A 12,915-nucleotide genomic window follows, 5' to 3' on the forward strand; every position below is an offset into this window, starting at 1 on the left:
CATGAGCGCCACACTGATCGTCAGGGACCTGTCCGCCGGACACGGTGACCGGCAACTCTTCACCGGGCTCGACCTCGTCGTCGCGCCGGGGGACGTGATCGGGCTGGTCGGCGCGAACGGTGCCGGCAAGTCGACGCTGCTGCGGATCCTGGCCGGAGCCGAGCCGCCGGAGTCGGGCACCGTCACCCGCAATCCACCGACGGCCAACGTCGGTCTGCTGCCGCAGGAGCCGCAGCGGCGCCCCGGTGAGACGGTGCGCGACTTCCTGGCCCGTCGGACCGGGGTGGCGGCGGCGCAGCAGGCGATGGACGCCGCGGCCGAGGCGCTGGCCGCCGGTGGTGCCGGGGCCGACGACGAGTACGCGGTGGCGCTGGAGCGGTGGCTGGATCTCGGCGGTGCCGACCTGGACGAACGGGCGGGGCAGGTGGTCGCGGATCTCGGGCTGACGGTGGCGTTGGACCGGCCGATGACGGCGCTCTCCGGCGGCCAGGCGGCGCGCGCCCAGCTCGCGTCGCTGTTGCTCAGCCGTTACGACGTGGCGCTGCTCGACGAGCCGACCAACGATCTGGACCTGGCCGGGCTGGCCCGGTTGGAGCAGTTCGTGACCGGGCTGCGCGCCGGCACGGTACTGGTGTCGCACGACCGGGAGTTCCTCGCCCGGACGGTGACCCGGGTGGTGGAGCTGGACCTGGTTCAGCAGCAGGTCAACCACTACGGCGGCGGGTACGCGGGCTATCTGGAGGAGCGCGAGGTGGCCCGCCGGCATGCCCGGGAGGCGTTCGAGGAGTACGCCGACACCCGGGCCGGCCTGGAGGCCCGGGCCCGCACTCAGCGGGCCTGGATGGAGAAGGGCGTGCGCAACGCGAGACGCAAGGCCACCGACAACGACAAGTTCGGGCCCAACTTCCGGGCCGAGACGGCGGAGAAGCAGGCGGCGAAGGCCCGGCAGACCGATCGGATGATCGAGCGGATGGAGGTGGTCGAGGAGCCGCGCAAGGAGTGGGAGCTGCGGATGGAGATCGCCGCTGCGCCCCGCTCGGGCGCGGTGGTCGCGGTGCTACGACAAGCGGTGGTACGCCGTGGCGAGTTCGCCCTCGGCCCGGTGGACCTGCAGATCGACTGGGCGGACCGGGTCGCGGTCACCGGCCCGAACGGGTCCGGCAAGTCGACGCTGCTCGCCGCGTTGCTGGGCCGGCTGCCGCTGGACTCGGGTGAGTCGTGGCTCGGCCCGGGGGTGGTGGTCGGCGAGGTGGACCAGGCCCGTGGGCTGTTCCTGCGCGACGAGCCGGTGCTGGAGGCGTTCCGGGCGGCCGCCGAGCTGGCCCCGGGGCAGGCCCGTACGTTGCTGGCGAAGTTCGGGTTGCGGGCCGACCACGTGCTGCGGCCGGCGGCGACGCTCTCGCCGGGCGAGCGGACCCGGGCGGCGTTGGCGTTGTTGCAGGCACGCGGGGTGAACCTGCTGGTGCTGGACGAGCCGACGAACCACCTGGACCTGCCGGCGATCGAGCAGTTGGAGTCGGCGCTGGATTCGTTCAACGGCACGTTGCTGCTGGTCACGCACGACCGGCGGATGCTGCAGTCGGTCCGGCTGACCCGCCGGATCGGCCTCGACGGCAGTGGCAGCCCCGCGTTCCAGTCGCTGCTGGACCTGTCCCTGGAGTAAGGGAGGTGTCCCTGGGTTCAGGGAGGTGTCCCTGGGTTCAGGGAGCTGTCCTTGGCGCACGGAATCGCGGGGCCGCCGTCACCGAGTTCGTCTCAGCGGCCGTCGTTGCGGGCCGCTTTCTGCGTACCGTCGGGATCTTTCTGCGTACCGTCGGGGTCGGTCGCGGTGCGGTCGTCGGCGGCTTCGGTGACGTCCGGCGGGTCCGGCTGCTGATAGATGTCCGGAATCCCGTCGCCGTCGGCGTCCTGCCGTTCCCGGGCGGAGATCCGCCGGTAGACCTTGTTGCGCTGGACCAGGATCAGCGCGGCGAGGACTGCTGCGGTCAACGAGCCGATCAGCACGGCCGCCTTGACGTGTGCGTCCCGGTCGCTGCCGGCGCCGAACGCCAACTCGCCGATGAGCAGCGAGACGGTGAAGCCGATGCCGGCCAGTAGCGACACCCCCATGATGTCGATCCATTTCAGCCCGCCCAGATCGGCACGGGTGAAACGGGTCATCAACGCGGTCGCGCCGAGGATGCCGATGGTCTTGCCGAGGACCAGACCGGCGATGACGCCGATCGCCACCGGGTCGGTCAGCACCGATCCGATGCCGCCGTCGCGCAGCGACACCCCGGCGGCGAAGAAGGCGAAGACCGGGACGGCGAAGCCGGCGGAGATCGGTCGCCACAGGTGCTCGAGGTGCTCGGCCAGGCCGTGCTGCTCGCCCCTGCGGGGCAGCACTGGCACCACGAAGCCGAGCAGCACGCCGGCGATCGTGGCATGCACCCCGGAGGCGTGCATCAGCGTCCAGGTGACGGCGGCGAGTGGGATGAGCGCCCACCACCAGGTCTTGCCGGCCCGCAGCAGCAACGCGAAGATCAGCAGCGGAAGCAGCGATCCGGCCAGCGCCAGGAAGTTGACCTGCTCGGTGTAGAAGAAGGCGATGATGGTGATCGCCAGCAGGTCGTCGACGACGGCCAGGGTGAGCAGGAAGGCACGCAGGCCCTGCGGCAGGTGGGAGCCGATGACCGCCAGCACCGCGAGGGCGAACGCGATGTCGGTGGCGGTCGGGATGGCCCAGCCGCGCAGCGCCCCGTCGCCGGTGCCGAGGTTGATCAGCACGTAGATGAGCGCCGGGACGGCCATGCCGCCGACCGCGGCGACCACCGGCAGGGCGGCCCGCCGAGGGCTGCGCAGTTCGCCCGCGACGAACTCGCGTTTGAGCTCCAGCCCGACCACGAAGAAGAAGATGGCCAGCAGTCCGTCCGCCGCCCAGTGGCCCAGGTTGACGTCGAGGTGCAGTGCCTCGCCGCCGGGCCAGGGCACGAACTGCCCGAGTTCGGAGTAGGCGTCACCCCAGGCGGAGTTCGCCCAAATCAGGGCGATGACGGCGCCGAGCAGCAGCAGCCCGCCGCCGACGGTCTCCATCCGGAGCACGTCGCCGACGAACTTCGCTTCCGCCCAGGACGAAAGTTGGAACGGCCGCCGCGCTTCGCCGGCCCTGGCCGGCTCGTCGGCCGTGGTCGACTCGGTTGGCTCGTTGGGATCAGACGCCTTGGTGGGGGTCGGGTCGGCCATGAAAAGGTCTCCACCTCCACAGTCACAGCAGGAACAGCGACGCCGGCCAAGGCGGCCGGCGCGCGGACAGTGAGCACACTATCCGTTTCGCCCCGGTCACTGAAGGTCCACACATGGTGAACACGGTCATGGACGACGCCCGGCGTCGGGTGTCGCCGTACCCGGATTCTCCCAAGATCGGGTGCCACCTGGCCAGCCAGCGAGGCACCTTTCACCTGCGCGGATCTGTCACCGCGCTGTAGCCGCCGCCTACCGCACTGGTTGGACCGTCTGCCGACATTCCGATGATCAACGACACAACTGGACACCGACCGCCGATGTGCTGCCCCGGTCCGGGAATCCAGGCGCCCCCAGAGCCCCGGGTTCCCTGGAGCTATCGAACGATTCTCCTGATAATTACTTAATGTCTGGTTAGTCTGAGTCTCGAATCGACGAGGTCAGAGGTGGGAGCAGTGACCGGACGACCGGACGACCAGCAGCAGTGGCACGACCGACCAGAGTGGCCCGGGCAACCGGAGCCGTCGCACGGCCAGCAGTGGCCCGACCACCAACAGTGGATCGAGTCGTTGCGACCGTCGGCGACCACCAGCGCCGAGAGGGCGCCGGCCGACTCCCACGCGGACCAGACTGCGAGCAGACCGACGCCGGAGGCGACCGTCGTCGTGTCACCCGGCACCGGCGGCCAGCACCGGCGGCCGCGACCTCCCCGGTCTCCCCGGCGGTTGCGCCGCATCGCCCTGCTCGGCATCACCGGCCTGGTGGTGACCGCGCTCGCCGCAGCAGGCGGCATCACCGCGGTCAGCCACCACTACCTCGGCAAGATCGAAAGGTTCCCCGATCCGTTCGCCGCGATCCCGGCGGAGCAACGACCGGCGCCGACCCCCGAGGGGTTGACCATCCTGCTCGCCGGAATCGACAGCCAGGCGGCGAGTGCCACCGGCGCCGACTCCGACGGCACGCCGGCCGGCCGGACCGATTCGCTGATGGTCGTGCGCCTGACCGCCGACCGCCAACGGGCGTACGTGGTGTCGATCCCCCGGGACTCCTGGGTGCCGATCCCCAGGCACGACAACTTCAAGATCAATTCGGCGTACGCCCTGGGCGGCGTCAGCCTCGCCGTACAAACCGTCGAGAACGTGACCGGACTACGGATCGACCATGTCGCCCTGACGGATCTCGCCGGGCTACGGGACCTCACCGACGCGGTGGGCGGAGTGACCGTGGACATTCTGGCCGACACTCCCCCGATCGGCCAGCATGCCGGCTGGCAGAGCGGGCCACAGCGGCTCGACGGCGATCAGGCGGTCGACTACGTACGGCAGCGGCACGGCCTACCTGAAGGCGACTTCGACCGGATGCGCCGCCACCAGAACTATCTGCGGGCCATGCTGACCGAGATCCTGGACCGGGACACCCTCACCAACCCGCGACAACTCGGCGCGCTGCTCGACGCGGCCACCCAGACCGTCACCGTCGACGACGGCCTGACCAACGACAAGCTTCGCCGGATCGCCCTCGACCTGCGCAACGTCCGCACCGACGTCCGGTTCGTCACCGCCCCGGTGGCGTCCACCGGGTTCGTCGGCGACCAGTGGGTGATGTGGCTCGACACCGAACGCGGCGTCGACTTCTGGAGCGCGGTCCGTAACGACACCCTCGACCAGTACATCGACCGGTACGGCGCCGACCAGTTGGACACGGCCGTGCGCTGACCGGGTTCGGGCTCGTCGCCCGGCGGACCCGGGCGACCTGCCGTGGTCAGCCGGCGGTGGCGGGCTGTTCGGCCTCGGTGGCGGACGCCCGGCCCGCCCACCACCGGGCGAGTGCCGCGCAGACGATCAACTGGATCTGATGGAAGATCATCAGGGGAAGCACCAGCATGCCGAGCAGTTGTGGGCTGAACAGCACGGCGGCCATCGGCAGCCCGGTGGCCAGGCTCTTCTTGGCACCGCAGAACAAGGTCGCTACCCGGTCGGCGTGGTCGAAACCGAAAGCCCGACCGGCACCGACCAGCAGCCCCATCACCACCGCCAGCAGCATACTGACGGTCACGGCGAGGATCAGCAGTTGGCCGGCGGAGATCTGCTGCCAGATCCCGGCGACGACGCCCGCGCTGAACGCTGTGTAGACGACCAGCAGGATCGAGCCCCGGTCGACCAACGAGGTGACCGCCTTGTGCCGGCCGATCCAGCCGGCCGTCCAACGCCTGGACAGTTGGCCGGCGACGAACGGCAACAGTAGTTGCCCGACGATCGAGCCGATCGAGCCGGCGGTGAGCCGCAGCGCCCCGGTGTCGGCCATCAGCAGCACTGCCAGCAGCGGGGTCAACGCGATCCCGGCGATGTTGGAGAACGTAGCGCTGAACACCGCGGCCGGCACGTTTCCCCGGGCGATCGAGGTGAACGCGATCGAGGACTGGACCGTCGAGGGAACCACACAGAGGAAGAGCACCCCCTGGTAGAGCTCGGCGGGCAGCAGTTGCGGACTGATCAGCCCGATGGCGATCCCGAGTAGCGGGAAGACCACGAAGGTCGTGGCCAGCACCACGGTGTGCAGCCGCCAGTGCCGCGCGCCGGCGACCGCGGCCGCTGGCGCGATCCGGGCCCCGTGCAGGAAGAACAACAGCGCGATGCCGACACCGGCGACGATACCGGCGATCGAGGCGGCGGTACCGCGTACCGGCAGCAGGGCTGCCAGCGCGACGACGCCGAGCAGCATCGCGATGAACGGGTCGATGATCAGCCAGCGGGGCCAGCGCATCCGGGGTACTCCAGGTCACGAGGGGGGTGAAGGTCCGCCGGCAGCGGACAGCCACAATTCTGGGCGGCAGACCAATCAGCGGGAAAGCCGATCACCGCTCTGACTGCCATCACGAAACGCGATAACCTGGAGGGGTGTACGAGCCCACCCACCTGCGAAGCTTTCTCGCCGTCGCGCAGGCGCTGAGCTTCACCCGCGCCGCGCAGCGGCTGGCGGTCCGCCAGTCCACGGTCAGCCAGCACGTCCGCCGATTGGAGGACGCAACCGGCCGGCCGCTGCTGTTGCGGGACACCCACACGGTCGAGTTGACCGTCGACGGCGAGGCGATGGTCAGCTTCGCCCGGGACATCCTCGACGCGCACGACCGCGCCCGGCGGCACTTCAGCACCGCCGTGGTGCGGGGCAAGCTCCGGCTCGGAGTGTCCGAGGACCTGATCTCCACGTACCTGCCGGACGTGCTGCAGACCTTCCGGCGGCGCAACCCCCTGGTCGACGTCGAACTGACGGTGGCGTTGAGCGGTACGCTGCACCAACTGCTGGACAGCCGCGGCCTCGACCTGCTCTTTGCCAAACGGCTCACCGGGCAGGGCCGCGGCACGTCGATCTGGCGCGACCGCCTGGTGTGGCTGGGGGCGGCGGAACAGCCGGCGCAGTGGCGGCCCGGGGATCCGGTGCCGCTGGTGGTGTACCCGCCGCCCAGCATCTCCCGGGCGCAGGCGCTCGCCGCGCTGTCGTCTGCCGGTCGTCCCTGGCGGATCGCCTGCACCAGCGGCAGTCTCGGCGGGTTGGTGGCGGCCGCCCGGGCCGGGCTGGGTCTGCTGCCGCACTCCGCCCGGTTGATCCCCGCCGGTCTGGCTCCGGTCGGCTCGACGGACCTGCCACCGCTCGGCGAGGTGGACTTCATTCTCCGCTCCCACCCGGACACCGACGCGGCGGTGGTCGGCGCGCTCAGCGAGGCGATCGCCACCGCCGGGCAACCGGCGGCCAAGTCGGACCAGCCGGGCTGAGACTCGTCGAGTCGACCCGGGCGGGACCGAGCAGGGCCGGCGCACCATCGCGCGACTGGCTCCATCGGATGACGGCCGACGAACGGTGTCGCGGGCTGAGGACCGACCTGATAGCTTCGCCATAGGGAGGATCGGCCCAGCATCAGGAGAGGCCGTTCGTGCGACTCGGGCCACAGGTAGCGACCATTGTCGTGCACTACAGGCACGACGAGGACACCGTCCGTTGCCTGAATTCGCTCCAGGCAAGCGACAACGCCAGTCAAGAGCTGATCGTCGTTGACAACACCGAGCCCGAACACACCGGTGCCGACCTTGCCGATCTACTCGAGCCGACGGTACGCCTCATCCGATCCGGGGACAACCTCGGCTTCGCGGGCGGCTGCAACATCGGAATCCGAGCCGCGCTGGAGACACCGGTCGAGTTCATCTGGTTGGTCAATCCCGACGCGGTGGTCGGGGCGGAGACGCTAACCCGCATGCTCGCCACCGCCGAGGAGCATCCGGACGCCGGGATCGTCGGCTGCCGCATCCTCGACGGCGGGCATCCGGCCCGGATCCTGTTCAACGGCGGGGTGATCAAGGGAAAGGGCTCCACCTACCATGCCGACGCGGGCAAGTTCGACCCGTGCGTCGCCGATGACGCCGTCCGCGACGTCGACTATGTCACCGGTGCGTGTTTTCTCATCCGTCGGGACGTGGTGCGGCAGCTCCAGGAACTCTCGGAGGACTACTTCCTCTACTACGAAGAGACCGACTATTGTCTCCGCGCCCAGCGTGCCGGCTGGCGTACTGTGATCGCACCATACGCTCGGACCTGGCACTACAAGAGATCGGCTGGAAAGTACCCACCCGCACACTACATCTACTACATGTGCCGGAACCGGGTGCACTTCAGTCAACGCTTCTTCTCGGCTTCCTTCGAGGAGGTAGTGACCGAGCTGCAACCCTTCATCGCAGCTTGGACCAATCAGGTCACCACGCACACTCCTCACCTGGTCGGCGACCTCGAAAAGATCGTGCAGCTCGCTCTCTCCGACGCCCAGAAGGGCCGGCTGGGCCGACGTGACGACATCGGCGACTTCGCATTCACCTAGCCGGTCGGGGCAGGGCGCACAGCAGGGCAGGACGCGCGCAGACCGCAGACGACTCGCGCCCCGGCCAACCGGCGGCGGATCGGCGGAGGTAGGTATGAGCAAGTACACGTACAGTTTCGACCCGGCCGACACCAACAACACGGCCGCGGCGGTCTACCGTCTCGCCCGCGGCGGTGGCGAGCGGGTCCTCGATCTGGGCTCCGGTCCGGGGATCGTGTCCGGCCTGCTCGCCACCGCCGCTGGCCGCACGGTTACCTGCGCCGATCACGACGCGGACGCCCTCGCCGAGGCCCGGGCCGCCGGCGTACCCGAGACGGTCCTTCTCGACCTCCGCGACCCGCAGTGGACGCAGGAACTGCGCGGCCGCCGATACGACGTGGTCATCCTCGCTGACGTCCTGGAACACTTGGTCGAACCGGGGCTCGTGCTACGCGCCCTGCGGGACGAGAAGATCATTGCTGCCGACGGCATGGTGGTCATCAGCTTTCCGAACATCGCCCACGAGTCGATCATCCTCGAACTGTCGACCGGGAACTTCGAGTACACCCAGACCGGGCTGCTGGACTCGACGCATCTTCGGTTCTTCACCCGCAACAGCATGCAGGCGCTCCTGGAGTCCACCGGCTATCTGCTGGTCGAGACGCATCGGACGCTGCGGACGGCGGAGCAGACGCACCACCGCAGCCGGGCTCAGGAGGTGGACGCGGAGCTGCGGCGAATCGTCGGAAAACTCGGCCGTGAGGCGGACACCTACCAGTACGTCATGGTCGCCCGACCATCGACCGAGGTCGCCCGCGTTGCCATCGCCGAACGTCGGCTGAACTGCGAACACGCGGCCCATCTCAGCTCGCTGGCCGAAGTCGGACGACTCACCCGGCAGTTGTGCGACCTGCAACACAGACATCAGCAGCTCGACGAACAGTTGCGGCGCGCACAGGACGCCGTCGGACACGAACGACTCGACGCCCTGCAGGCCCGCGAGGCGCAACTGCACGCCGAACAGGAACGCATCGAGTTCCAGGTCAAGCTCAAGGAGTCGCAGAAGAATCTCAAGAACCTGCAGACGAAGCTCGACACCTCGCAGGAGCAGCTGATCAGACTTCAGGCCAAGCTGGGCCGGATGACCACAAGCAAGACGTACCGGGCGGGAAAGGCGATCCGGTTCCTGGTCAGGCCGGCCGCGGGACTTCGAGCGGTCAATCGCCGTCGAGCCCGGTCGGCCAGTCGCCGTACCACCGGGCGCACCACGGCGGACCACCCGGACAACCGCCGACCAGGCGCGGACGAGACGGTTCCCGACCACTTCCGTGGCCTGACCGCAGACACCGCACTGCGTGCCTCCTACGAACATGCGGTACGCGCGGAGTTCGGATCCGGCCACCCCAGGATCGCCTTCTGTGTCGCCACGACGGATCTGGACGCCGGCCGTGGCGACCTCTACGTCGCCGCCGGCATCGGTCGCCAGCTGAAACGACACGGATACGACGTGGCCTACCTGCCGTCGGAACGCTGGGCTGAGCTACCCGCGCCGACCGACCTGGCTGTCGCGATGATCCCCACGTTCGACCCGCTGGCCGTGCCGGACGGCTGTCGGGTCATCGCCTGGGTTCGCAACGAGACCGAACGATGGATGGCGCACCCGCACCTGGCGCTGTTCGACGCGGTCCTGGCGTCCTCGACCATCGCACTCAACCGGCTCCGCGAGCGGTACGACGGACCGACCGGTCTGCTGCCGCTGGGCGTCGACACCGAATTGTTCACTCCGGCGGCGGTCGACCAGACCCGCGCTGGCGTGGTCACCACGGTCAACTCGTGGGGCCGCCGCCGGCATCTCTACCAGTGTCTGCGCGACGTCGACATCACGTTTCCATTCGTCATCTTCGGCGAACGGCGAGGCCTTGACCCCTTCTTCGAATCCTACGCGGGTGGCAGCACAAGCTACTTCAACCTGCCGGACCTCTACCAACGGACGTTGCTGGTCCTCGACGACCTCAACCACACCACGCGCCCGTTCGGCAACATCAACTCCCGGCTCCTGGAAAGCCTGGCCGCCGGCGCGCTGCCAGTCACCAACTCACGGATCGGGTTGCCGGAACTCGGCCTGGGTGAGACGCCGACCTACAGCGACTCCGCGAGCCTCGGGGCGGTCATCCGCCGGCTGATCGACGACCCGGTTGGGACCGACGCGTTGGCCCGGCGGCTGTCGGCGGTGGTGCGTGACCGCCACTCGTACGCGCGGCGGGCCGAGCAGTTGCACAAGGTGCTCGCCGAACTCGATCCGCGCCCGCGCCGCACTGCCACCTACCTGGTCGGCGTCTTCCCACACTACGTGGACAACCCGTATCAGGATCTGCTGATGTCACGCCTTCGTTCCGTCGGCGTGCAGTCCTATCCCGTCGACGACGTCGTGACGGGCCCGGTAGCGCCACACGCCCCGGCCGGACGCCTCGACAACTACCTGCTGCATGTGCACTGGACGGATCCGATTCTGCAGCCCGCTGGTTCCGACGACGAGGCCGCCGCCCGACTCGCCCAGTTCAAGCAGCGGATCGCGCAACTGCGCCAGCGGGGCGGTCGATTGATCTGGACCATCCACAACGTGTTCCCACACGAGTGCGGGTTCCCTGAGGTCGAGCGGGAGCTGGCCCGGTTCCTCGCGGCCGAGGCGGACATCGTGCATGTCCTCAGCGCCGAGACCGCAGCGGCCGTCGAGGCACATTACCCGTTGTCGATGGAGAAGGTCCGGGTTGTTCGACACAGTAGCTACCTTGGTGTCTATCCCGACGCGCTGAGCCGGCTCGCGGCACGTCGGCGGTTCGGTTTCGCCGCAGACGATCACGTGCTGCTCTTCTTCGGCGGGGTACGTCCGTACAAGGGTGTTGGTGAGCTGCTGGACGCCTTCGCGGTCGCCGCCGATGAGGACCCTCGGCTGCGGCTGATCGTGGCAGGTCCGGCCAAGCGGCTCGATCCCCGCGACGACCTGCGTGAACGCTGTGCACGCAACCCGCAGATCACCCTCGTGCTCGACTCGATCCCGGACGCGGACATCCAGCTGTACTTCAAGGCGGCGGACACGGTGGTGCTGCCCTACCGCTCCGTGCTCAATTCGGGCTGTTTCCATCTCGCGATCTCTTTCGGCCGGGCGGTGGTGGCACCACGCACCGGATCGTTGGTCTCGTTGCTGGATCCCCGCTACACGGTCGGTTTCGACCCCGAGGACGATGCGGGGTTGTCGACGGCCATACTGGCCGCCCGCGGCCTACGCGGTCGGCACGTCGAGCTCGCGGCCCGGGCCGCCGCGCGCGACTACCAGGTCGGCGACATGGCCCGTGACTACGCCGAGTTGGTCACCGGGCTGTTCGAGACGTCGCCCAGCGTCCGGCTCGAGCTGGTGTCGTCGCGCTGAGCCCAGCCGCGACAGTCCACCTTCGCAGCTACTGTGGATGAATTCTGACGATGATCACTAAGATCGCCCGGTGATCATCCGACGCACGGCCCAGATAGTCCTGATCGGACTACTGGCCGCTATCATCCTGCCAGGAATTCCGCCCGCCCACGCCGACGAGACCAAACCGGCCGAGAACCTCCGGATGCAACTGGTCCTCGACGTCAGCGGCTCGATGCGCGAAGCCGACATCGACGGGCAGACCCGGATGGCGGTCGCCCAGCGCGCCTTCAACGAGGTCGTCGACGCCGTGCCGGCCGGCACCCACCTCGGGATCCGGGTCCTCGGCGCTACCTACCCCGGCGACGACCAGGCGCTCGGCTGCCAGGACACCCAACAGATCGTGCCGGTCGGACCGGTCGACCGTGAACAGGCCAAGGCCGCGATCGCCAGCCTACGCCCGACCGGCTACACCCCGATCGGGCTGGCCCTGCGGGAAGCGGCCAAGGACCTCGGCACCGGGGAGACGGCCCGCCGAATCGTGCTGATCTCCGACGGGGAGGACACCTGCGCGCCACCCGACCCCTGCGACGTCGCCCGGGAACTCGCCGCACAGGGCACCCGCCTGATCGTCGACACCCTCGGGCTCACCCTCGACGACGCCGTACGCCAGCAGTTGGTCTGCATCGCCAGCGCCACCGGGGGCACCTACACCACCGCGCAGAGCGCCGACGAGCTCGCCGACCGGATCAACCAGTTGGTCGACCGGGCCCAGGACACCTACACCCAGACCCCGGAGCTGGTCGCCGGCAGCGCGGACTGTGCCGCGGCCCCGCTACTCGCGCCCGGCGTGTACGCCGACCGGGAACGGTTCTCCGAGCACCGCTGGTACCGGGTGCCGATCCAGCCGGACCAGGAGCTGCGCGCTTCGGTGAGCATCGCCCTCGACCGGCCGGTCAACCGGGACTACGGAGTCCTGCTGCGCGCGGTGCACCCCAACGGCCGGGAACTGGTGCGCGGCACCGACGCCGGCAGCGGACGGACCGACGTGCTGTCCACCGGTCTGCGGTGGTCGGCCGCCTCGGAGACAGACTCCGGGAACGCGGACTCCGCGGCGGCCGACCCCGAAGGCTCCGACCAAGAGGACTCCGGCACCGGATCGGACGTTCCTGGTGCCGGCTCGGACACCCTCGGTGCCGAGGCCGCGCTCACCGAGGTCTGCCTGGTGGTGAGCAACTCCTTCGCCGGACCCGGCGGTGCCGGCAACACCCCCGGCATGCCGGTCGAGCTCACCCTCGACCTGGTCCCCGCCTCCCCCACCCCGGACAGCCCTGGCCTCGGTCGCGGCTGGCTGCTGCTCGTCGTACTCGGCCTCGCCGGGCTGCTCACCGGTGTCGTCACCGGCTGGCTCACCCGCTGGTGGGGCACAGTCTGGAAGGAGAACTGA

The 12,915-nt window shown here is 69.3% G+C and carries 8 protein-coding genes and 1 pseudogene; 7 read left to right on the forward strand and 2 right to left on the reverse strand.

Features of this window, described 5'->3' with window-relative positions:
• Window position 1: 1 nt before the first annotated feature.
• On the forward strand, window positions 2–1,663 hold the full coding sequence (locus tag ACFHVL_RS04295; protein WP_416625740.1) for an ABC-F family ATP-binding cassette domain-containing protein: 1,662 nt from the start codon (window positions 2–4) through the stop codon (window positions 1,661–1,663).
• Between the two features lie 200 nt (window positions 1,664–1,863).
• Here the strand turns inward: ACFHVL_RS04295 and nhaA are convergent.
• Window positions 1,864–3,222 (reverse strand): annotated as a pseudogene (gene nhaA / locus ACFHVL_RS04300) (Na+/H+ antiporter NhaA); the annotation flags it as partial.
• A 113-nt stretch (window positions 3,223–3,335) separates the two neighbouring features.
• Here nhaA and ACFHVL_RS04305 point away from each other — a divergent pair.
• Together ACFHVL_RS04305 and ACFHVL_RS04310 are read left to right on the forward strand one after the other, a co-directional pair.
• Entirely contained in the window at window positions 3,336–3,464 is a 129-nt protein-coding gene (locus tag ACFHVL_RS04305; protein ID WP_416625742.1) for a hypothetical protein, read from the forward strand.
• A 210-nt stretch (window positions 3,465–3,674) separates the two neighbouring features.
• Window positions 3,675–4,934 (forward strand): LCP family protein, encoded by a 1,260-nt coding sequence (locus tag ACFHVL_RS04310; RefSeq protein WP_416625744.1) that lies wholly within the window; start codon window positions 3,675–3,677, stop codon window positions 4,932–4,934.
• Window positions 4,935–4,980: 46 nt separating this feature from the next.
• Here ACFHVL_RS04310 and ACFHVL_RS04315 read toward each other — a convergent pair whose 3' ends face one another.
• Complete coding sequence (locus ACFHVL_RS04315; protein ID WP_416625746.1) at window positions 4,981–5,982, reverse strand: bile acid:sodium symporter family protein; 1,002 nt, start codon at window positions 5,980–5,982, stop codon at window positions 4,981–4,983.
• Window positions 5,983–6,116: 134 nt separating this feature from the next.
• On the opposite strand from ACFHVL_RS04315, the gene ACFHVL_RS04320 reads away from it, so the two are divergent.
• The 4 genes from ACFHVL_RS04320 (at window position 6,117) to ACFHVL_RS04335 (ending at window position 12,915) form a co-directional block, all read left to right on the forward strand.
• Window positions 6,117–6,989 carry a LysR family transcriptional regulator gene (locus ACFHVL_RS04320; RefSeq protein ID WP_416625748.1) on the forward strand — a complete coding sequence of 291 codons (873 nt, stop codon included), beginning with the start codon at window positions 6,117–6,119 and terminating at the stop codon, window positions 6,987–6,989.
• A 158-nt stretch (window positions 6,990–7,147) separates the two neighbouring features.
• On the forward strand, window positions 7,148–8,083 hold the full coding sequence (locus ACFHVL_RS04325; RefSeq protein WP_416625750.1) for a glycosyltransferase family 2 protein: 936 nt from the start codon (window positions 7,148–7,150) through the stop codon (window positions 8,081–8,083).
• 94 nt (window positions 8,084–8,177) lie between these two features.
• A complete protein-coding gene (locus ACFHVL_RS04330; RefSeq protein WP_416625752.1) occupies window positions 8,178–11,489 on the forward strand; it encodes a methyltransferase domain-containing protein in 3,312 nt (1,103 codons plus the stop codon).
• Window positions 11,490–11,559: 70 nt separating this feature from the next.
• Window positions 11,560–12,915 (forward strand): VWA domain-containing protein, encoded by a 1,356-nt coding sequence (locus tag ACFHVL_RS04335; RefSeq protein WP_416625754.1) that lies wholly within the window; start codon window positions 11,560–11,562, stop codon window positions 12,913–12,915.

It is taken from the genome of Micromonospora sp. LOL_023 (assembly GCF_048060115.1).
Classification (GTDB): domain Bacteria; phylum Actinomycetota; class Actinomycetes; order Mycobacteriales; family Micromonosporaceae; genus Micromonospora_E.